The organism is Halopelagius inordinatus (assembly GCF_900113245.1).
GTDB lineage: Archaea > Halobacteriota > Halobacteria > Halobacteriales > Haloferacaceae > Halopelagius > Halopelagius inordinatus.
The window spans coordinates 49,360-68,962 of record NZ_FOOQ01000009.1 but is presented as its reverse complement, the minus strand read 5'-3'; the positions used below and the strand labels follow the sequence as shown (position 1 = coordinate 68,962).

The following is a 19,603-nucleotide window of genomic DNA, read 5'->3' as shown; positions in this document are numbered from 1 at the left end:
CGTTTAGCCCGCAAGCACTAACAGACCAAGCCATACTCATACTGCATCGGACCCACCATATTCCGATGAAACGGGTTCAGGCGTTAACTGGATTGCACGTACATATCGGTCAGAGTAGACCCACCGAGACTGGTATCACAATGGTTCGATTCCGTTGCTCGGCGTTAAGGCGGCCACAGCAGTGGGGTCACACCCGTACCCATCCCGAACACGGAAGTTAAGCCCACTCGCGTTTCGGTCAGTACTGGAGTGTGCGAACCTCTGGGAAATTCGATTCGCCGCCTCCACTCATACGAGGCCCACACTATCGGAGTGTGGGCTTTTTTCATTTCGAACGGGAGCATACGGCGAGTGGCGACACTCCCCCACACGGTCCACGTACCGGAGACCGCTAGGCTTAAGCGCGAGACGGGAATACGATTACCTGCGCCAAGGTGGCAGAGTTCGGCCTAACGCGTTCGCCTGCAGAGCGAATCTCCGCCGGTTCAAATCCGGCCCTTGGCTTTCTCTCGGTTCCGTTTTCGTTCGAGAGCGACGCCCTCCGTTCACGTCGGCGGGAAACCGATTTAGGAGTGGCGTCCGACCACGAACCGTGACAGAACGTTACGACTGCATCGTCGTCGGCGTCGGCGGCATGGGAAGTGCGACGGCGTTTCACCTCGCAGAGCGCGGAGCGGACGTTCTCGGTCTCGAACGGTACGATATCCCTCACGAGATGGGGTCCTCGCACGGCGTCACGCGTATCATCCGGAAGGCACAGTACGAGGACCCCGCGTACGTCCCCCTCGTCCGTAGAGCGTACGACCTCTGGGCGGAGTTAGAGGAACGGACGGGTCGAGAGTTGCTGCACGTCACGGGCGGTATCGACGCGGGTCCCCCCGAAAGCGAAGTGTTCGCGGGGTCGGTACGGTCCTGTGAGGAACACGACATCGACCACGAAGTGCTCTCGGCGGACGAGGTCAACGACCGGTTCCCCGGGTACGACCTGCCCGCGGGTCACCGTGCGGTGTACCAACCCGACGGAGGGTTCCTCGTTCCCGAACAGTCCATCATCGCGCACGTTGAGGCCGCACAGGAGGCGGGCGCGGAGGTTCGCGCGCGAGAGTCAGTCGTCGACTTCGCTCCCCTTCCCGATGGCGGGGTTCGCGTCACGTCCGAGAAGGCGACGTACGAGGCGGACCGTCTCGTCGTCGCCGCGGGCGCGTGGGCGCGCGAACTCGTTCCCGAACTCTCAGAACTCGCGGTTCCCGAACGACAGGTACTGGCGTGGCTTCGTCCGAGAACGCCCGAACAGTTCGACGCGTCGAACTTCCCGGTGTTCGTCCACGCCGCCGACGACGGCCACTACTACGGCTTCCCGCGGCACGACGTCCCCGGCTTCAAGTTCGGGAAGTTCAACCACTTCGGAGAGACGGTAGACCCGGACACGATGAACAGAGAACCGCGCCGCGAGGACGAGGAGATGCTCAGAGCGTACGCCGAACGGTACTTCCCCGATGGTGCGGGGCCGACGATGCGACTCGCCACGTGCATGTTCACCAACACGCCGGACGACCACTTCGTGTTGGACACCCTCCCGGACCACCCGCAGATCACGGTCGGTGCCGGATTCTCCGGCCACGGGTTCAAGTTCGCCAGCGTCGTCGGCGAAGTGCTCGCGGACCTCGCTCTCGACGGCGAGACCGACCACGACGTCGGCCTGTTCGGACTCGACCGATTCGGTCGGACGTGAGACGGTCTCTCCATCGACGAACGGTGGTTCGACTCTCGAATACGGGTCCACCGAAACGGTAACCGTTATACGCCGTCTATCCCATGCTCGAACTATGCAACGACGTGCCGCGGCTATCTACGTCGCGTTCTTCTTAGTCATCGGTGCGGCCTCGTACTCGCTCATCGCGACCGCACAAACGCCCGAGATACAGTTCCAGAACCCGGATTACTCGGTCTCACAGGGTGACACGTTCGACGCGAACGGCCAGACGTACAACGTGAGCAGCATCTCCGCCACCGAGGAGGAAGGCGGCCACGGCGGCGGTGCCACCCTCGTTCGGTCCGGGGAGATGACCTACACCGAGCAGTCCGCGGAGTACACGGAGACGTGGGAGAACAACTCCTCGGTGACGGTCGGAGACGGCAACTGGACCGTCCTCGTCCCCGAGGATTCGAACGCGTCGCAGTTCACGCTTCGACAGGACGTAGACCGGACGCAGATACTCGAACAGGACCCGAACGCCGACAACGAGACGGTGACGCGGAACGGACAGGAGTACGTCGTGCAGAACGAGGGCGGTAGCACGACGCTTATCCTCGCAGACGAGTACTTCCCGACGCCGGAGACGCGACAGGTCTCGGTGGGAGAGAGCCTCCAGTATCAGGGTAACCAGACGAACGTCGAGAACGTGACCGAAAGCGGCGTCGAAGTCACGTGGACGGCACCGCGGACGAACACCATCGAAGCCTCCGACGACGGCAACGTGACGCTGGGCGACCAGACGTACCTCGCGCACTTCCCGGACAACGAGACGATGCAACTGACGAGCGACTTCGAGAACTACCAGGCCCAACAAGAGGAGATAGAGTCCTTCCACACCCGCGAGAACGGTCTGTGGGGTATCGTCATCCTCTGTGGCTCGGTTGTGGCCCTCCTCGTGGGGCTGGCGTTCCTCCCGTCCCGGTACTGAACGCTCCGAACCGGTCCGCGGATTCGACTCCCGCGACGCGCTTTTTCGTCGCGCCGCCTCCGAGATAGCTCGGTATGCCGGACGCTACCACGAGTCTCCCATAACTTAAACGTCTACGTTACCTAATTGGAGTGTGAGCGAAGAATCAGGGCGTCGGAACCTCCGAATGCCCAACGACGACGAAGTGTTCGCCGTCGTGACGCAGCACCTGGGTGGGAACCACGTGCGCGTCCGATGCGCGGACGGGGAGACTCGTCTCGGCCGGATTCCCGGTCGGATGAAGTACCGAAACTGGATCAACGAGGACGACGTCGTGCTCGTGGAGCCGTGGTCTTGGCAAGACGAGAAGGCCAACATCGAGTGGCGATACTCGAGCGAAGACGCAGAGCAACTCCGCGCCGAAGGCCACATTCAGTAATCTTTCTTCAGTCTCGCGGCGTCCGCCCGTGAGAGTCTCGGTCCCGAGATTTCGACCACGTTCTCCAGCGACCGCTCGTTCGAGAGGGGGTCTCGGCGAACGGATAAAAGAGGCTGGGCGTTCTACGCTGAGGCGTGTCCGATAACCGTGACGACGACTTCGACGCTCGTGCCGCGAGCGACGGCGTAGGCGACGCGCCGAGCGTCACCTGCACCGTCTGCGACCACGAGTGGACGCTCGCGTACGAACTCGACGAGATGCAACTCGGCAACCAGTCGTTCGAGCAGTTCGCGCTCGACCACATGCGACACACGGGTCACTTCCCCGACGACGTGCGGCCGTGGGTCGCAGACTGCAGGCAGTGTCGAGAGGGCGAAGAGTTCCTCTCTGAGAGTCCCGCCCGTCGGTGGGCCAAGACGCACGCGCGCCACACGCGCCACAGCGTCTCTCTCAGCCACGAGGACGAAACGAGCGTCGTCGACCCCGAGTGAGGCGGTGTCGTTACGGCGTGATGACGGCGCGGCCCTCGATTTCGCCGTGTTCGAGTCTCTCCGCGACGGTGTTTATGTCGTCGAGGTCGTAGACGGACGTCTTCAGGTCGACGTCGCCGCGGTCCACGAGTCGGACCAGTTCCTGTAGTTCCGTGTACTGGCCGACGAGAGTGCCGCGGAACCCGAACTCGCCGTCGACGAGCGTCTGAGACGGTTCGTGGACGTGGCCGCCGTAACCGACGACGTGGTGGTCGCCGCCCGGGGCGGCGATGTCGGGTCCGAGCGACGTCGTCTGGTCGGCGCCGACGAAGTCGAGAATCTGTTCGACGCCCCGCCCGTCGGTGATGTCGTCGAGTTCGCCCGGCACGTCCTCACCGGAGGGGTCGACCGTGTGGTGCGCGCCGAGGTCGGCCGCGAGTTCGCGAGCGCTCTCTTTCAGGTCGAGTGCAGTGATCTCTGCTGCGGTTATCGCGTCGAGACACTGCAGACCGATGTGGCCGAGTCCGCCGACGCCGATGACGACGGCGTGGTCGCCGGGGTTCAGTTTCTCTGCGGCTTTCTTGACGGCGTGGTAGGCGGTGATACCCGCGTCGGCGTGCGGTGCGATTTCGGTCGTGTTCACCTCGTCGGGGAGAGGGATGACCGCTCGGTCGTTCGTGAGGAGATACTCGGCGAACCCGCCGTCGGTGGTGAGGCCGGGGAACGAGACGTTCTCGCAGTACATGTCCTCGCCGAGGCGGCACTGCCGGCAGGTGCCGCAGGTCATCACCGGGTGACAGATGACCTTGTCGCCCACTTCGACGGTCTCTACTTCCCCGCCGACTTCGGCGACCCGCCCGGCGTTCTCGTGGCCGAGGGTCATCGGCAGGTCTTGGTCGACGTAGTCCGTCCACATCCCCTCTATGATGTGGTTGTCGGTCTGGCACCATCCGGCGCCCTCCACCTCGACGACGACGTGGTCGGACCGCGTCGCGTCGGGTCGGTCCACGTCGTCGATGTTCAACGCGTTCGCCATGTCGTCGGTGTACTCGTGCAGTCTCGCGGCTTGCATGATTCGTTAGAACGTGCCACGGTAAATATAATAAATGTTTGTCAAATATCTACGCGAGGTGGTAATTATGAGATTAATATACATAATGAATGTACATAATAGTTATACTCGACCGGCCGTCACACTCTGTCACAATGTACCGAGGAACAGGCGAGGGACGGTGGGAGAACGAAGACGACGTGTTCGTCATAGACGCCCACCTCCACTTTTGGGACGCGAGTAAGGAGAACATCGTCCACGAGGGCGGCGAGGAGTTCATCCGGTGTTTCTACGACTACCACACCGGGTTCACCCCCGCGGAACGCGAGTGGACCTTAGAGGAGTACCGGAAGTACTCCGAAGACAGGATGCTGAACGACCTGTTCGGCAACGGGATGGTGGACATGGGCATCTTCCAACCCACGCATCTCCACGAGTTCTACGACGAGGGGTTCAACACCGTCGAGGACAACGTCGAGTTCGCCGACGAACACCCGGAGCGATTCGTCGTCAACGGTCGGTTCGACCCAAGAGAGGGTGAGGCGGGGCTTCGAGAACTCGAACGGCAAAAAGAGAAGTACGACATAAACGGCGTGAAACTGTACACCGCCGAGTGGCGCGGCGACTCGAAAGGGTGGCGACTCGATAGCGACGAGGCGTTCGAGTATCTCGAAAAGTGCGTCGAACTCGGCATCGACAACGTCCACCCGCACAAGGGGCCGACCATCCGCCCGTTGAACCGCGACGCGTTCGACGTCGCCGACGTCGACGACGCCGCCACCTCGTTTCCCGAACTGAACTTCGTCGTCGAACACGTCGGCCTGCCGCGCCTCGACGACTTCTGTTGGATTGCGGCCCAAGAACCGAACGTCTACGGCGGACTCGCGGTGGCCGCCCCGATGGCGCAGAACCGCCCGCGGAAGTTCGGCGAGATAATGGGCGAACTGCTCTACTGGTTGGGCGAGGACCGAATCCTGTTCGGAAGCGACTACGCTCTCTGGAACCCCGACTGGCTGGTCGAAACGGTGATGAACGCCGAACTGACAGAGGAGCAACGAGACGAGTACGGCGTCGAACTCACCCCGAACGTCATGCGGAAGATAATGGGCGAGAACGCCGCGGAACTGTACGACATCGACATCGAAGCCAAAAAAGAGCAGTTCGCCGACGACGCGATAACCGAAGAGTACGGGCTCGAAACGCACTACGAACAGGGTGGCTCGGCCGTGGCCGACGACTGATATGTCGGTCGAACCCACAGACGACTCCGAGGGACCCGCCGGGCGTTCCAGAGAGCACCCGCCGGACCGAACGGCCGTACTCTCCGTTCTCGACAGGGTGATGGACCCCGAACTCGACCGCTCCATCGTCGAACTCGGCTACGTGGACGAGGTGCGAATCGAGTCCGACGAGGACGGTGCTCGCGTCGCAGTCGAGTTCACGCTTCCGACGGCGTGGTGTTCACCGGCGTTCGCGTGGATGATGGCGACTGACGCCCGCGACGGCGTGGAGTCGATGCGGGGCGTCGACGACTGCACCGTCCGCCTGCGAGAACACATGCACCAGACGGAGGTAAACGAGGGCGTCAACGGCGGGCGGTCCTTCGCCGACGCTTTCCCCGACGCCGAGGGCGGCGTCGCCGACGTGCGCGCGACTCTCGACTCGAAGGCGCGCGTCGCCCGCCAGTACGACGCCGTCGAGACGTTGCTCGACGCCGGACTCGGGCACGAACAGGTGGCGGAACTGACCCGCGACGACTTCGAACCGCTCCCGACGGAAGGGCGGATGGCCGTCTACGTCCGCGACCGGTCGGTCGGACTCGACGTCCCGTCGGAACCGGTCGTCCGATATCTCCGGAAGGCCGACGAAGTCGGACTGTACGACGACGGAGACGAGACGGCGTCTCGCGGCGGAGAGGACAGACTGTTTCGGACGCCCGAGGGCGACCCGATACCGCCCGCCCGGGCCGAACTCGTCCACCGGCGCGCCAGACTGGCCAAGGTCAACATGAGCGGTCAGGGCGGCGTCTGCGACGCGTTGCACGAGGCGCGGCGGGAGGAACTCGCGGACGACGACTGAGAACCGCGTCCGTCCGCCGCCGTCTCCGACGCGTCAGTCGTCGGAGCCGGGTTCGCCGTGATTCGGCCGAGAGAGACCGTACCGACCGCGCTCGCGGAAATCGCTCGCGCTCCACCCGCACGACGGACACTCGCCGCCGTCGTAATCAAACGTCGTACTACACCGGAGGCACTGCGTCTCTCGCGACATAGTGTTACGTGGTAGCTCTGCACACATATAGCTGTACCCCGACGCACCGAATTTGACGTGAGCGAAAGGGTGATATTCACTCCCATTATCATTCGTGTATGAACGTCGAACGACCCGCCGCTATCTCGCCCGAGTGGTGTCCAGATTGCGGAGAAGAGATGCGATTCAGCGGTACGCAGTCCGCGGGCTACGCGCAGTTCTTCTGTGAACCCTGCCGGTACCGCCGCGACACCTTCGTCGGCATCTCCACCGTGGAGAAAGCGGGGGCCCGCGAGGACGGCGTCGCCGCCTTCGACGCCGACGAGGCGTCGGACTGACCGGACGCTCTCGCGGCGTCAAAACGAGATGTGCGAACTCGAATTCGGTCCGTCGTCGCCGCCGTCTCGGTCGTCGATGCCGCCCTCGTGGTCGAAGTCGTACGCCGCGTCGTCGAGGTACACCGCACCGTCTTCGACGGCGACGTCCACGTCCACGAGCGTCGTCCCGTCGGCTTCTCCGTTGTCGCAGTAGCCAGAACAGGTGTCGAACGCCGACCCGTGTCTCGGGCAGACGACCTGTCCGTCGCGGACGGCCGCGCCGAACCCCCTATCGAGGCGTTGCGGCTGGTGCATACATTGGTTCACCCACGCTTCGACGCTCTCCTCGCAGGGGACCAAGATGACCTCCTCTCTCTCGCCGTACCGGTCGCGGACGGTGAACAGCCAAGAGCCGTTCTCGTGTACGTCTTCGACCGTCGTGAGTCGCGTTCGTCGTGACACAGTGTAGAGTCCGATACCCGCCGACACCTAAACGTTCTGCGGCGAATGGGGGTTCTCGGCGGCCGGACGCCGCCTCCCACCGCTACCGCGACGCGTCGTCGCTCTCGTCGCCCGCGACTGCGCCGACCAACCGCCGAACCGCCGCCATCTCTCCGTCGCCGAGGGCGTGGCCGAGTCCCTCGTACGTCTCGACGGTCACGTCGGCGTCGAGACGGCGAACCACCGCCGCCGACGCGCGGACGCGTTCGGACGCGACGTGCGGGTCCTCGTCGCCGCAGCCGAGATACACCGGCGTCCCGTCGAGCGACCCAGATACCGCTCTGTCGGCCGGGTTCGGACCGAACAGGCCACCGGCGAGGACGGCCACGCCGCCGTACCGTCTCGGGCGCGCCGCGGCGAACTCGGCGGCGACGCACGCGCCCTGCGAGAATCCGACGAGGACTGTCCGTTCGGGCGGCACCCCCGCCTCCCCCGCCGTCTCGACTGCCCGGGCGACGAGGCGGAACGCGGAGGAGAGCCACGGTTCCTTCGTCTCCGGAGCCTCTTCCATCGGGCCGGGATACCACGCCTTCCCGGACGGTTCGGGCGCGAGATACATCGCGCCGCGCCGGTGGAACTCCTCTGTGAGTCGCAGAAAGTGCCGCGGCGAGTCGCCGCGCCCGGGGAGCATCACGACGGCAGTCGTCGCCGCCGCCCGCGGTGCCCCCGCCATCTCGATGGGTTGGCCGTCGTGCGGACCCCCGTCGGTCACCGGTCGTCCTCCTCCGGCGAGGTGAGCGTCGGCAGTTGCGACTGTATCATCTCGCGGTCCTCCTCCAACCACGACGGCAGGCGAAGCGACGCCCCCGGCGCGTCGTCGGCCGCGTCCACGCCGAGTCCGGGGCGTTCGGTGGCGAGTTCGAAGAGCACCCCGCCCGGGTCGCGGACGTACAGCGAGTGAAAGAACTCCCGGTCTTTGACGCGGGAGACGTCGAACCCCCGTTCTGAGAGGAGTTCGCGCCACTCGTGGAGTTCCGCCTCGCTCTCGACGGCGAGGGCGACGTGGTGTATCGACCCGCGGCCCTCCCGACCGTACGGCGCGTCGTCGAGGAGGAGGTCGACCGTCGCCGCCCGGCCCGACGGGAGACGGTATCGGACGGCGTCGTCCGCCTCGGCGACGAGTTCGAAGCCGAACGTCCGCAGGAGACTCGCGGTGACGTACGGACTCGTAGATCGGACTGAGACGCCGCGGACGCCGCTGATGGCCGCGTCGTCGGGAAGCGGACTCGTCCACGAGTCGCCTCCGGACGACGTGGACGCTTCGAGTTCACTCCGCTCGGCGTCCGTCTCGACCAGTTCGATTCGCGTTCCGTCGGGGTCCGAAAGAGAGAGACGGCGTTCGCCGAACCGGTCCGTCGGTCCCTCGTAGTCGACGTCGCGTTCGGCCAGTCTGTCGGTCCACTCGCCGAGCGAACCCGTCGGCACGGCGAACTGGACAGCGGAGATTCCGGGGCGGCCGTCTCGCCCGTCCACGTCCGCGGGATACGCGAACGCCGTGAGGACGGTTCCGGGGCGGCCCTCGCTATCGCCGAAGTAGAGGTGGTAGACGAACTTATCCTCGAAGTTCACCGTTCGGAGGACGAACCGGAGACCGAGAACGTCGGTGTAGAACGCCACCGTACGCTGTGGGTCGCCGGTGACGACCGAGACGTGGTGGACGCCGACCGTATCCGAGAGCATTCTCGGAGGTACGGGTCGGCGAGCAATAAGCGCGTTCGGGACGCGCGTGTAACCGGCCGACGCGAACGTCACCGGTCGAACGGACTCGCGCACTGACGTCGGTGTAACCGGGTGGCGTCCGCGTCCGCGAGTCCTTATCTGTACCCCAGACGTACGGTAGGTATGACCGACGACGACGCGCCGCCGGTGACCGCGGAGTTACCAGACAGCCCGGTTCACACGACCGGAACGGACCACGTCACCATCTGGGGGAGCAACGAGGAGGACACGCTCGCGTTCTATCGGGACCTGCTCGGGATGCCGTTGGTCCTCCGGCAACCGAACCTCGACGACCCCTCTCAGACGCACCTGTTTTTCGACACCGGCGACGGCCGCATCATCACCTTCTTCGTCGGCGACCGACCGTCGAACCCCCACGGCCAACGCGGCGCCGTCGGTGCCGTCCACCACCTCTGTTTCAGCGTCGACCCCGAACGCTACGAGGACGTGATGCGGGCACTGGAGGAGGACGGCCGCAACTACAACGTCTTCGACCGGGGCGTGTTCCACTCCATCTACACGCAGGACAACAACGGCCTCGTCATCGAACTTTCGACCGACAAGTACGACATCCCCGACGACAGACGCGCGGAGGTGCTCGCGACCACGCAGCGAATCCGCGAGGAGGACGGCGCGGACTACGCGAAGGACGAACATCTCGCGGCCGCCCTCGAAGAACTCGGCTTGGACGCGACGCCGTACGACCTGCCGGACGCCTCCTCCGGCGTCGGCGGCGTCGAGTGACCGCGCGGCATCCGCTCTTTTTCGTCCCTCTCACCGATCCGTCCCTCAGAACGGGTAGTCGCGCGCCTCTCGCTGGTGCGATATCCACTTCGTCTCGGTGACTTCGCGGAGCATCGTCTCGCTGTTGTACCCGCCCATCCCGGAGGCGGCGGTACCGCTGAAGGGGATGTGCGCCTCGTCGTTGATCGGTTGGTCGTTGATGTGGACGTGGCCCGTCTGCATGCGGTCTGCTATGTCCATCGCCGTCTCGAAGTCGCCGGAGTGGACGGACCCCGAGAGGCCGTACTCGGTGTCGTTTGCGATTTCGATGGCCTCCTCGACGTCCGAGAACGGGATGACGGGCGCGATCGGCCCGAAGTGTTCGTTGCGCGCGGCGGGCATGTCGTTGGTCACGTCAGAGAGCACCGTCGGTTCGACGACGAGGGAGTCTTCGACGTCGCCAGAAGTCGTCGACTTCTGGCTGGCTAACGAATCGCTTTGCGATTCGTGAACGCCGTCGAGTTCCGCGACTTCGCCGCCGGTTTCGAGCGTCGCGCCCGCCTCGACCGTCTCCTCGACGTAGCCGAGCATCTCGTCGCGTTGGGACTCGGAGATTATCGGACCGATGACGGCGTCCTCGTCGTGGGCGCTTCCGACCGGTAGTTCCTCGGCGCGGTCGGTCAATCGCTCGACGTACTCGTCGTAGACGTCTTCGTGAACCACGTGACGGTTGATGGAGATGCACACCTGCCCTTGGTGGACGAACGACCCGAACACCGCCCCGTCTATCGCGCGGTCCAAGTCGGCGTCCGCGGTGACGACGTGGGGGTTGTTCCCACCGAGTTCCATCGCCTGCACCGCGAGGTTCTCCGCGGCGGTGGCGGCCACCTGCCGGCCGACGGGCGTCGAACCGGTGAACGCGACCATATCGCTCTCGGGGTGTCCGGCGACGGCGTCGCCGATCTCGGACCCGCGGCCGGTGACGACGTTCAGGACGCCTTCGGGGAGGCCCGCCTCCTCGAACAGTTTCGCCAAGAGGAGACCGCCTACGATCGGCGTGTTCGTCGCGGGCTTGAGAACCACCGCGTTCCCGGTGGCGATGGCGGGCGCGACGGCGCGCATCGAGAGGTTCAGCGGGAAGTTCCACGGTGAGATGCAGGTGACGACGCCCTTCGGGAGTCGCTTGACGACGTTCTCCTTGCCGGGGACGTTCGACTGGGCGTGTTCGCCCTTCATCCGGGCGGGAAGCGTCGCCGCCTCCCCGAGGTGGTCGGATGCGATCTGGACGGACGTCTCGCCCATGATACGCGTGCCGCCCGCCTCGTACGCCAGCAGTTCGATGACGTCGTCGCTGTTCTCCTGGAGGACGCGAAGTGCCTCCTGCACGACCCGTTGGCGACGCGCCGGTGGTGCGTTCGCCCACTCTCTTTGCGCCTCCGCGGCGGACTCGTAGGCGGCGTCGACGTCGGCTTCGACGCCCGCGGGAACGTGCGCGAACGTCTCGCGGGTCGAGGGGTCTCGGTCGGCAATCGTCTCCTCGCCCGCCGAATCCGTCCACTCTCCGTCGACGTACAGTGAGTTCCAGTCTGCTTCCGTCGAGATGTCGACCATGTGGACCGTACAGTACGCTCCACGTACCCAAAGGCGCGCGACTACCGTGAGGAAACCTCGCGTACCGATAGAGTTAGATACTCCGCCCGCGCGGCCGTCAGTCGTATCCGCCGTCGAAGCGGTTGCGCGACTCGTTCCGTCCGCGTTCTGAAATCGGCGTTCGAGTTCTCGGCAGTGGGGGTTCTTCTTCCCGAATCTCCGCCGCCGACGCGCCGCGGTAACGTCGATGTAACCCGGTGACGCTCGTGCCAAGGAATAGATAAGTGCGGATAGCCCGTACAGGCGTACGACGAGAGACGGGGCGAGCCTTCGAGACTCGCTCCGCCGAGTACGCTCCCCGCAGACGAACTCATCTACCCGCCATGGCTCACACGACACAGAACGCAACCGCCTTCGACGACCTGACTCCGAGTGCGAAACTCGTGTACGTCCTGCTCCAGCGAGAATCCCCGCTGACGCAGAGCGAACTGGTCGAACGGACGCAACTGTCTCCGCGGACGGTCCGGAACGCACTCGGGCAGTTAGACGGAGCCGACTTGGTAAGCAAAGACGTCTGTCTCCGCGACGCCAGAAAGCGACTCTACTCGTCGACGGCGAGCGCGGAGTGAATCTCGTTTCCCGGTTCGATATGCGAGTCAGTATCGACGACGATTCGGGTTGTGAATATCCTAGATACAATTAATTATGATTAGTCCTGTTTGGATACTAGTCTCGAAAGACCGGCTCAAAAGCCCGATATGTGGTCGAACAGCGCATTATAGTTATTAAATCGGGCGAGAGGATACTGAAAATCAGAGCGAGTAAGTAACTCGGAGAAGTTCGTTTTGAGGCGGTCATGAATCCGAATATGGCGGTATTTGACCTCCGAGAATCTACTCGGGAGAATATTTATTTTTGGACTACGGACGAGTACTAGCGGTGTGTGGCGATACCGAACCGTCGGTTCGTCATCCTCGCGAGTCGCAGTGCCGAACCCCACACCATTACACAACTACGGGTGTAACAGACAACCACCGAGGATGTCGTCCGGTATTCTCGGACGAAATCTCTTCGACCGCCCGAACGAGAAGTCGAGAGTCGGCGAAGTACGGTCCGAGAACACCGAAGCGGAGGGAACACCGACCGTCCGGTAATATCGGCCACTACGAGTACGTCATGTTCACTTCGATGACGTTGGCCGCGCTTTTGACGCTCCGGGGGACGTCGTCGCGGTATCTCTCGTCGTTCATCCGACTCATCGGTCCGGAGACGCTGACCGCGCCGAGAACCTCGTCGGTCTGGCTCAACACCGGCGCGGCGATGCACCGCATCCCCGCGACCCGTTCCTCGTCGTCGGTCGCGTACCCCCGGTCTCTGACCGCCGCTAACTGCTCGAACAGTTCTTCGGGGTCGGTGACCGTTTTCTCCGTCACGTTCGGCATCCCCTGTTCGTCGATAATCTCCTCGACGTCGCTCCGCGGCATGTGCGCGAGAATCGCCTTTCCCAGCGCCGTCGTCTGGAGAGGGACGCGCATCCCCGGCCTCGTGTCGAGGGTGACCGCGTCTTCGCCTTTCGCCTTGTAGAGGAAGACGCCGAGTCCGTGTTCCTCTATCATCAGGTTCGCGTGTTCGCCCGTCTCGTCCGCGAGTCGGTTGACGACGGGGCGCGCGACGCGATACACCTTCATGTTCTCGCGGGCGTACCCGCCGTATTCGAGGAATCGCGCGCCGATTCGGTAGCCCTCCGCTCCCTTCACGACGAACTCCAGCTCCACCAACGTGCTCAGATGGTCGTGCGCCGTGCTCTTCGGCACCCCGAGGTAGTCTGCGACGTCGGCGACGCTCGGGTCGTCGAGTTCCTGTAACGCGTCCACTATCTCGAACGTGGTTCCCGCGGACTTCACTCGGAGTCGGTCTGGTGCGGTCATTGCTGATACTTGTTCACAGACGCCAAATAAACGTTTGGTAATACCGGACGGCAAATCGGAGGGTCGATAGCTCGTAGCGGGCCGCACGGCCGTCCGTCTGTGTGTTCCGCTCGACTGCCGTCTATCGGCTCATACCGGATACGACTTCGTCCCCGTCCGACCGTGAGTGGTTCCGTGTCTCCGCGGTTCTCCTCCGAGCAGTCGCCGACGCGGAGACGAGAGACACCGGAGACGACGAAAAAGCGACCGCCTGACCGTCAGCGACCGATCGCTCGTTCGAACGCCCGGCCCATCATCCAGTTCCGGTCGGCGGTGCTGAGTCCGTCCACCCGCTCTATCCACGTCACGCACTCCTCGTACGTCGATTCGTCGCTGACGTTCGGGTAGTCCGCACCCCAGACGACTCTCTCTTTGCCGAACCGCTCTAAGAGCCATCTGACGTGGTCGTGCACGTCTTCGTAGGGGTACGACTCCTCAGACCGGTGCTGTACCTCCGACACCTTCGCGTAGACGGTGTCGTACTCGGCGAGTTCCGCGTACCGCGCGAACGCAGAGTCGTCGGGAGACTCGTTCGGGTCGGCGTGCGAGAAGTGGTCGATCAGGTAGGTCAGTTCGGGGTACGTCTCGACGAGTTCGACTACCTGGTCGAGTTGGTCGACGTGCGCGAGTATCTGCACCGCAGCGTCCGTCTCGCGGGCGGCGTCCCAAAACTCCGTCTCGTCTTTGGCTTCGCGAAGCCACTCCGCCGAGGGGTCGAACGTCTCCCACATCCGGTCGTACGGACAGATAGCGCCGAGGCGGAAGCCGACTATCCCGTCGTTGCCCATCAGATTTCTGAGCCTCTCGCCCGCGCCCTCCGCGAACTGGTCTACCATCACGACACCGCTGAGTCTGTCGTACTCCGTCGCCGCTTTCACCGTGTACCAGTTGTCCGTCCACTCGCAGATGGGGTAGCCGACGACGACTGCCTCGTCTACGCCCGCCTCGTCCATGTCCGCGAGCAACTTCTCTGCGGTGTAGACGGCGTCCACGTCGAACGTCTCGACTAACTCCACGATGTCGCCGTTCACCCACGGATGTTCGCGACTCGGGCGTCCCCACGCGTGTGTGTGACTGTCTACGACCATCGTTCGAGGGGACACCCCGCCCGCTGATAAATCATTCCTCGGGGAAAACCGCTTTGTAGGGGTCGAGCGATGTGGTCTCATGGAACGAATCGCGTTTCACCTGCGGATAGCGGACGGACACAGAGAGGCGTACCGACGGGCCCACGAGGACGTCCCCGAGGCCCTAGAGGAGGCGTATCTCACCTCCGGCGCGGGTCTCGAGACGTACAGCGTCTTCGAACGGGACGGACACGTCTTCGGCTACATGGAACTCGAAGACGTGGAGACGATTCGCCGCGTGATGGAGTCGAGTGAGGCACAGGCCGACTGGAACGAGGTGATGGACCCCATCCTCGAAGACGGTGGCGGCGACGTCTGGATGGACGAAGTCTACCGGATGAAGTAGCCCGGAGAGAAACGACGGTCGGAGAGCGTCCTCAGTTGACGGTGAACCCGCCGTCCACGTTGAGGGACTCGCCGGTTATCCACGCCGCCTCCTCCGAGAGGAGGAAGGTGACGGCGTGTCCGACCTCTTCCGGTCGGCCGATGCGGTTCAACACGTGCATCTCCACCGTCTCGGCCAGAACCTCCTCGGGCGTCGTCCCGGCCTGTTCCGCGTTCTCCTCTAACCACGCCTCGACCATCGGCGTGTCGATGGTGCCGGGGTTGACGCTGTTGACCGTGATGCCGTCGTCCGCGAGTTCCTTCGCGAGGACGACGCCGAACGCGGTGACGCCCGCTTTCGTCGCGGCGTAGACGCCCTGTCCGGGGAACGGCCGAACCGCGCCGACGGACGCGACGTTAACGATGCTCCCTTCGATGCCCGCCTCGCGCATGCGGGTGGCGACGGCTTTCGAACAGAGAAAGACGCCCTTGGCGTTGACGTCCATGTGGCGGTCCCACTGTTCTTCCGTCGTCTCCAGTACGGGAATCGACTGTTGGACGCCCGCGTTGTTCACGAGTCCGTCCACGGGGCCGAACGCTTCGACTGCGGCGTCGAGTGCGCCCTCTATCGCCGCGGCGTCGGTCACGTCCACCTCGTACACCGCCGCCCGCCCGCCCTCCTCGCGGACGAGTTCCGCCGTCGTCTCGGCGTCCTCGGCGTTCACGTCGAAGATGCTCACGTCCGCCCCCGCGCGGGCGACTCTGGTCGCGATTCCGCGCCCGATTCCCTGCGCCGCGCCGGTCACGACGACGTGTCTCTCGGCGAGTCTATCGTCTCGCATACCGACCGTCTCTCCGGCGGGAAAATAACTCTACTGAACGCGGGCGTTCGCGGTTACTCCGCGAACGTGAACACCGGTTTACACGTCTCGGAGTTCAAGAACGCCTCGAACGCGCCCGTCGGGTCGTCGACGGAGTAGGAGTCGTCGACGATGGCCGCCGGTTCGATAGCGCCGTTGTCCATCAGTCGAAGCGCCTGTTCGAAGTTCGTCCACGTCGACCCGTAGGAGGTGTTCAGGTCGACTTCGCTCCGAACGAGGGGTGTCATGAACACCTCGCTCTCCTCGCCGGGGAGTCCGACGACGACTATCTGGCCGCCCTTGCGGACGCGTTCTGCGGCCATCTCGACGCCCGATTTGTGTCCCGTCGTGTCGAAGACGACGTCGAATCCGATGCCGTCGGTGAACGACTCCGTCTCGGCTTCCAAGTCGTCGTCGTCGAGATTGACAGTCTCTATGCCCTGTTCTTCGAGCAGAGGGAGGCGGTAGTCGGTGTCGCGCCCGAGTCCCGACACGAGGACGTTCGCGCCCAGAGAGTCCGCGATGCACGCGGTGAGGACGCCTATCGGTCCCGGTCCCTCCACGAGGACGTTGTCGCCGGGCGTCGTCACGGACTGGTCGAAGACGGCGCGGGCGGCGATGCTCGTCGGTTCGGTGATGGCGGCGTGGGCGAGTGGAACGTCCGAGGGGACGGAGTGGAGGTGTTCGGGACGGACAGTCACGTACTCGGTGTACGCGCCGTCGCGGTGCATTCCGGTGATAGAGAAGTTCTGACAGACGTTCGGCTGGCCGTTCTTGCACTGGAAACAGGAGCCGCAGTCGTGAATCGGTTCCTCTACGACTTTCTCTCCGGCCTCGAAGCCCTCCACGTCGTCGCCGACGCTCTCTACGACGCCGGCGTACTCGTGGCCCATCACCCGCGGAATCGGTATCCACTCGTAGCCGCCTTCGTAGCGGTAGGCGTGGGCGTCGCTTCCGCAGAGACCCGCGGCGTGGACGCGGACGAGGACTTCTTCGGAGTTCGGTACCGGCCGTTCGCGCTGTTGGACCTCGACGGATTCGGGTCCGGTCTGAACGATAGCTTTCATTGTGTACACGTAACGCTCGTCGGCGACGAAGCGTTCGAAGATGGATTCGGGCCCGTCGCCTTATAATTTAGGCCGGGGGCGTCGGCGAGGCGGCGCACAAAGGTTTATAGTTCCGTTCTCTGTGGTTCGAGGCAAGGGCCGAGAGCGTCTGCGGTCCGGTAGTACCCATGGAAATCACCGATATTTCAGCGACAAAAGTCAGCACCGAGTCGTGGGGCGAGTTCGTCGAGTTCCCGCTCGTTACCGTCATGAGCAAGTTCGACGACTACAACAACGCCGACGGCGACAACCCGCAGGCCCGCCGCAAGTGGATGGGTCCCGTCGGCGACGTCGTCGTCGAAGTCGAGACGGACGCCGGCATCACCGGCGTCGGACACGGTAACTGGGCGACGGGAGCTATCGCCACCATCGTCGACGAGACGCTCTCGAAGCTCGTCGTCGGCGAGGACCCGACGCAGCGAGAGCGTCTGTGGGACATGATGTACCGCGCGACCATCCCGTTCGGTCGGAAGGGCGCGGCCATCGAAGCCATCAGCGCAGTCGACCTCGCCCTGTGGGACATCGCCGGTAAGGAGGCCGACAAGCCCGTCTACGAACTGCTCGGCGGACCCGTACGGGACGAAATCCCCGCCTACGCGAGCAACCTCCACCCCGTCGACCTCGAAACGCTCGAACGGGAGGCGCTCGACTACGTCGAACAGGGGTTCGACGCGATGAAGCTTCGGTTCCAGTACGGCCCCGAGGCGGGCCGCGAGGGCATGCGGAAAAACGAGGAGTTGGTGAAGACGGTACGAGACGCCGTCGGCCACGATATCGCCGTCGCCGGAGACGCCTACATGGGCTGGACCGTCCGCTACGCGAAGAAGATGCTCGGCCGGTTGGAGAAGTACGACGTGGAGTGGGTCGAAGAACCGGTCATCCCCGACGACTTGGACGGCTACGCCGAGGTTCGCGCCTCCTCGGACGTTCCCATCTCGGGCGGCGAACACGAGTTCACCCGCTGGGGGTACAAGGAGATGCTCGAAAAGGAAGCGGTCGACATCCTTCAACCCGACGTCCACCGCATGGGCGGGTTGACCGAACTACTGCGCGTCGACGCGATGGCCAGTGCGCACGACGTTCCGATAATCCCGCACTCGGGGACGAACCCGCACCTGCACTTTATCGCCGCCTCTGCGAACTCCCCCATGGCGGAGTACTTCCCCATCCCCGAGTGGTACAAAGAGCAACAGGGCGACAAGGAGTCGACGTACGCCGACGCCATCTACCAGCACCCGCCGAACGCCGAGGACGGCGTCATTTCCCTCCCCGAGGGCGTCGGTCTGAGCGCCGAACTCAACCGCGAGGCCCTCGACCACTTCGCAGTGGAGTGACCGTGTCCGAGATTAGCTTCGAGTACAACGTGCCGGTGTTCGCGGGCGCACCCGAATCCGGGACCGACCCCGTCCACCGCGACACGCCGTGTTACGAGACGCTCGACTGGGAGACGACGAAGACGGGCGTCGAGACGGCGGAGAAACTCGGCTTCGACGCGGCGTGGGCGCCGGACCACCTGATGCTCGGGCGCGACAACGCGGAGTACGAGTGCTGGACGCTCCTGAGCGCTCTCGCCGGGTCCACCGACGACATCAACCTCGGTTCGCTGGTCCTCTGTAACGACTACCGAAACCCCGCGTTGGTCGCGAAGATGGCCGCCACCCTCGACGTGGTAAGCGGCGGCCGACTCGAACTCGGACTCGGCGCGGGGTGGCACGAACCCGAGTACGAGGCGTACGGCTGGGAGTACCGCGACGGGTTCGACCGACTGATGCGCTTGGACGAATCCATCCGCCTGATAAAGCGGATGTGGGACGCCGGGAGCGACGGCGCGAGTTTCGACGGCGACCACTACCGGATAGAGGACGCCTACTGCTCGCCGCCGCCGGTACAAGAGCCACATCCGCCGATACTCGTCGGCGGGCAGGGTGAGGAGGTGACGCTCAAACTGGTCGCGAAACACGCCGACGTCTGGAACACGGACGTGTTCAACGGCGACGTGGACACCTTAGAACACAAGATCGGAGTCATCGAAGACCACTGCGAGACGGTCGGCAGGGACCCGGCGGACGTCGAGTACTCGTGGGACGGCCACGTCATCTGCACTCGCGACGAGGAGAAGTTAGACCGCATCCTCGACTTGATGTTGCCCATCCAGTTCGAAGAGGAGTACCAAGACCAAGCGAACATCGAGACGGAGGCGGACGCCCGCGACTACTTCGTGATGGGCACGCCCGAACAGTGCGCCGAGGCCATAGAGAGGCGCATCGACGCGGGTGTGACGAAGTTCCAGGGCTGGTTCGTCGACTTCCCCGACACCGACGGGATGGAACTGTTCGCCGACGAAGTGATTCCGCAGTTCGACTGACCCAAGACGCGACGGGTCCGACTCCTCTGTCGGCGCGGCCGGAAGTCCAATCTCTTCTATAACCCGTTCGACGGACGATACGAGACGACCGGATTCGTGATTCGGCGGAATATCGGGGCATAAACGCCCGATAC

The 19,603-nt window shown here is 64.1% G+C and carries 21 protein-coding genes, 1 tRNA gene and 1 rRNA gene; 14 read left to right on the top strand and 9 right to left on the bottom strand.

Annotated elements, in window-relative coordinates; all coding sequences use genetic code 11:
* Positions 1 to 165 precede the first annotated feature (165 nt).
* The 6 genes from rrf (at position 166) to BM167_RS17475 (ending at position 3,593) form a co-directional block, all read left to right on the top strand.
* Positions 166 to 287: ribosomal RNA gene (gene rrf, locus BM167_RS17500) — 5S ribosomal RNA — on the top strand.
* Positions 288 to 428: 141 nt separating this feature from the next.
* Positions 429 to 504 (top strand) — tRNA-Cys (locus BM167_RS17495).
* A 130-nt stretch (positions 505 to 634) separates the two neighbouring features.
* Positions 635 to 1,732 carry an N-methyl-L-tryptophan oxidase gene (solA, locus tag BM167_RS17490; protein WP_394327254.1) on the top strand — a complete coding sequence of 366 codons (1,098 nt, stop codon included), beginning with the start codon at positions 635 to 637 and terminating at the stop codon, positions 1,730 to 1,732.
* 94 nt (positions 1,733 to 1,826) lie between these two features.
* Positions 1,827 to 2,684: a hypothetical protein gene (locus BM167_RS17485; RefSeq protein ID WP_092894017.1), complete on the top strand. Its 858-nt coding sequence runs from the start codon at positions 1,827 to 1,829 to the stop codon at positions 2,682 to 2,684.
* Between the two features lie 133 nt (positions 2,685 to 2,817).
* On the top strand, positions 2,818 to 3,102 hold the full coding sequence (eif1A, locus tag BM167_RS17480; protein WP_092894016.1) for a translation initiation factor eIF-1A: 285 nt from the start codon (positions 2,818 to 2,820) through the stop codon (positions 3,100 to 3,102).
* 134 nt (positions 3,103 to 3,236) lie between these two features.
* Complete coding sequence (locus tag BM167_RS17475) at positions 3,237 to 3,593, top strand: DUF8062 family protein (protein WP_092894015.1); 357 nt, start codon at positions 3,237 to 3,239, stop codon at positions 3,591 to 3,593.
* A 10-nt stretch (positions 3,594 to 3,603) separates the two neighbouring features.
* Here BM167_RS17475 and BM167_RS17470 read toward each other — a convergent pair whose 3' ends face one another.
* Positions 3,604 to 4,644, bottom strand: coding sequence for an NAD(P)-dependent alcohol dehydrogenase (locus tag BM167_RS17470; protein WP_092894014.1), 1,041 nt, complete (start codon positions 4,642 to 4,644; stop codon positions 3,604 to 3,606).
* Between the two features lie 134 nt (positions 4,645 to 4,778).
* On the opposite strand from BM167_RS17470, the gene BM167_RS17465 reads away from it, so the two are divergent.
* From BM167_RS17465 to BM167_RS17455, 3 genes are all read left to right on the top strand, one after another.
* Positions 4,779 to 5,864 (top strand): amidohydrolase family protein, encoded by a 1,086-nt coding sequence (locus tag BM167_RS17465; protein ID WP_092894013.1) that lies wholly within the window; start codon positions 4,779 to 4,781, stop codon positions 5,862 to 5,864.
* A gap of 1 nt (position 5,865) precedes the next feature.
* Positions 5,866 to 6,702, top strand: coding sequence for a metal-sulfur cluster assembly factor (locus BM167_RS17460; protein WP_092894012.1), 837 nt, complete (start codon positions 5,866 to 5,868; stop codon positions 6,700 to 6,702).
* Between the two features lie 287 nt (positions 6,703 to 6,989).
* Complete coding sequence (locus tag BM167_RS17455; RefSeq protein WP_092894011.1) at positions 6,990 to 7,208, top strand: HVO_2142 family zinc finger protein; 219 nt, start codon at positions 6,990 to 6,992, stop codon at positions 7,206 to 7,208.
* A gap of 18 nt (positions 7,209 to 7,226) precedes the next feature.
* On the opposite strand, the gene BM167_RS17450 is transcribed toward BM167_RS17455, so the two are convergent.
* From BM167_RS17450 to BM167_RS17440, 3 genes are all read right to left on the bottom strand, one after another.
* Positions 7,227 to 7,649, bottom strand: coding sequence for a Rieske (2Fe-2S) protein (locus BM167_RS17450; protein ID WP_092894010.1), 423 nt, complete (start codon positions 7,647 to 7,649; stop codon positions 7,227 to 7,229).
* A gap of 82 nt (positions 7,650 to 7,731) precedes the next feature.
* Positions 7,732 to 8,400: an alpha/beta hydrolase gene (locus BM167_RS17445; RefSeq protein ID WP_394327253.1), complete on the bottom strand. Its 669-nt coding sequence runs from the start codon at positions 8,398 to 8,400 to the stop codon at positions 7,732 to 7,734.
* Positions 8,397 to 9,368 (bottom strand): VOC family protein, encoded by a 972-nt coding sequence (locus tag BM167_RS17440; RefSeq protein WP_092894009.1) that lies wholly within the window; start codon positions 9,366 to 9,368, stop codon positions 8,397 to 8,399. Before BM167_RS17440 ends, BM167_RS17445 begins: the two co-directional genes overlap by 4 nt.
* Before the next feature lie 162 nt (positions 9,369 to 9,530).
* On the opposite strand from BM167_RS17440, the gene BM167_RS17435 reads away from it, so the two are divergent.
* The gene (locus BM167_RS17435; protein ID WP_092894008.1) at positions 9,531 to 10,151 is read left to right on the top strand and encodes a VOC family protein; all 621 of its coding nucleotides are present in this window, start codon (positions 9,531 to 9,533) and stop codon (positions 10,149 to 10,151) included.
* 45 nt (positions 10,152 to 10,196) lie between these two features.
* Here BM167_RS17435 and BM167_RS17430 read toward each other — a convergent pair whose 3' ends face one another.
* Positions 10,197 to 11,741: an aldehyde dehydrogenase family protein gene (locus tag BM167_RS17430; protein WP_092894007.1), complete on the bottom strand. Its 1,545-nt coding sequence runs from the start codon at positions 11,739 to 11,741 to the stop codon at positions 10,197 to 10,199.
* Between the two features lie 362 nt (positions 11,742 to 12,103).
* On the opposite strand from BM167_RS17430, the gene BM167_RS17425 reads away from it, so the two are divergent.
* Positions 12,104 to 12,349, top strand: a complete 246-nt coding sequence (locus BM167_RS17425) for a winged helix-turn-helix transcriptional regulator (RefSeq protein WP_092894006.1) — start codon at positions 12,104 to 12,106, stop codon at positions 12,347 to 12,349.
* Between the two features lie 534 nt (positions 12,350 to 12,883).
* Here BM167_RS17425 and BM167_RS17420 read toward each other — a convergent pair.
* Both BM167_RS17420 and BM167_RS17415 read right to left on the bottom strand, forming a co-directional pair.
* Positions 12,884 to 13,648 carry an IclR family transcriptional regulator gene (locus tag BM167_RS17420; RefSeq protein WP_092894005.1) on the bottom strand — a complete coding sequence of 255 codons (765 nt, stop codon included), beginning with the start codon at positions 13,646 to 13,648 and terminating at the stop codon, positions 12,884 to 12,886.
* A 257-nt stretch (positions 13,649 to 13,905) separates the two neighbouring features.
* The gene (locus BM167_RS17415; RefSeq protein WP_092894004.1) at positions 13,906 to 14,775 is read right to left on the bottom strand and encodes an amidohydrolase family protein; all 870 of its coding nucleotides are present in this window, start codon (positions 14,773 to 14,775) and stop codon (positions 13,906 to 13,908) included.
* Positions 14,776 to 14,854: 79 nt separating this feature from the next.
* On the opposite strand from BM167_RS17415, the gene BM167_RS17410 reads away from it, so the two are divergent.
* Positions 14,855 to 15,160, top strand: a complete 306-nt coding sequence (locus BM167_RS17410) for an L-rhamnose mutarotase (RefSeq protein WP_092894003.1) — start codon at positions 14,855 to 14,857, stop codon at positions 15,158 to 15,160.
* A gap of 31 nt (positions 15,161 to 15,191) precedes the next feature.
* Here the strand turns inward: BM167_RS17410 and BM167_RS17405 are convergent, their stop codons facing one another.
* The gene (locus BM167_RS17405; RefSeq protein ID WP_092894002.1) at positions 15,192 to 15,980 is read right to left on the bottom strand and encodes an SDR family NAD(P)-dependent oxidoreductase; all 789 of its coding nucleotides are present in this window, start codon (positions 15,978 to 15,980) and stop codon (positions 15,192 to 15,194) included.
* A gap of 53 nt (positions 15,981 to 16,033) precedes the next feature.
* Positions 16,034 to 17,065, bottom strand: a complete 1,032-nt coding sequence (locus BM167_RS17400) for a zinc-dependent alcohol dehydrogenase (protein WP_092894001.1) — start codon at positions 17,063 to 17,065, stop codon at positions 16,034 to 16,036.
* A gap of 167 nt (positions 17,066 to 17,232) precedes the next feature.
* Here BM167_RS17400 and BM167_RS17395 point away from each other — a divergent pair, with 167 nt between their 5' ends.
* On the top strand, positions 17,233 to 18,438 hold the full coding sequence (locus BM167_RS17395) for an enolase C-terminal domain-like protein (protein ID WP_092894000.1): 1,206 nt from the start codon (positions 17,233 to 17,235) through the stop codon (positions 18,436 to 18,438).
* A gap of 2 nt (positions 18,439 to 18,440) precedes the next feature.
* Complete coding sequence (locus BM167_RS17390; RefSeq protein WP_092894024.1) at positions 18,441 to 19,469, top strand: TIGR03560 family F420-dependent LLM class oxidoreductase; 1,029 nt, start codon at positions 18,441 to 18,443, stop codon at positions 19,467 to 19,469.
* Positions 19,470 to 19,603 lie beyond the last annotated feature (134 nt).

Coding starts and splice junctions, on each gene's coding strand:
- solA (WP_394327254.1), top strand. CDS start 635: ATGGGAAGTGCGACGGCGTTTCACCTCGCAGAGCGCGGAGCGGACGTT.
- BM167_RS17485 (WP_092894017.1), top strand. CDS start 1,827: ATGCAACGACGTGCCGCGGCTATCTACGTCGCGTTCTTCTTAGTCATC.
- BM167_RS17470 (WP_092894014.1), bottom strand. CDS start 4,644: ATGCAAGCCGCGAGACTGCACGAGTACACCGACGACATGGCGAACGCG.
- BM167_RS17465 (WP_092894013.1), top strand. CDS start 4,779: ATGTACCGAGGAACAGGCGAGGGACGGTGGGAGAACGAAGACGACGTG.
- BM167_RS17460 (WP_092894012.1), top strand. CDS start 5,866: ATGTCGGTCGAACCCACAGACGACTCCGAGGGACCCGCCGGGCGTTCC.
- BM167_RS17455 (WP_092894011.1), top strand. CDS start 6,990: ATGAACGTCGAACGACCCGCCGCTATCTCGCCCGAGTGGTGTCCAGAT.
- BM167_RS17440 (WP_092894009.1), bottom strand. CDS start 9,368: ATGCTCTCGGATACGGTCGGCGTCCACCACGTCTCGGTCGTCACCGGC.
- BM167_RS17435 (WP_092894008.1), top strand. CDS start 9,531: ATGACCGACGACGACGCGCCGCCGGTGACCGCGGAGTTACCAGACAGC.
- BM167_RS17430 (WP_092894007.1), bottom strand. CDS start 11,741: ATGGTCGACATCTCGACGGAAGCAGACTGGAACTCACTGTACGTCGAC.
- BM167_RS17425 (WP_092894006.1), top strand. CDS start 12,104: ATGGCTCACACGACACAGAACGCAACCGCCTTCGACGACCTGACTCCG.
- BM167_RS17420 (WP_092894005.1), bottom strand. CDS start 13,648: ATGACCGCACCAGACCGACTCCGAGTGAAGTCCGCGGGAACCACGTTC.
- BM167_RS17415 (WP_092894004.1), bottom strand. CDS start 14,775: ATGGTCGTAGACAGTCACACACACGCGTGGGGACGCCCGAGTCGCGAA.
- BM167_RS17410 (WP_092894003.1), top strand. CDS start 14,855: ATGGAACGAATCGCGTTTCACCTGCGGATAGCGGACGGACACAGAGAG.
- BM167_RS17405 (WP_092894002.1), bottom strand. CDS start 15,980: ATGCGAGACGATAGACTCGCCGAGAGACACGTCGTCGTGACCGGCGCG.
- BM167_RS17400 (WP_092894001.1), bottom strand. CDS start 17,065: ATGAAAGCTATCGTTCAGACCGGACCCGAATCCGTCGAGGTCCAACAG.
- BM167_RS17395 (WP_092894000.1), top strand. CDS start 17,233: ATGGAAATCACCGATATTTCAGCGACAAAAGTCAGCACCGAGTCGTGG.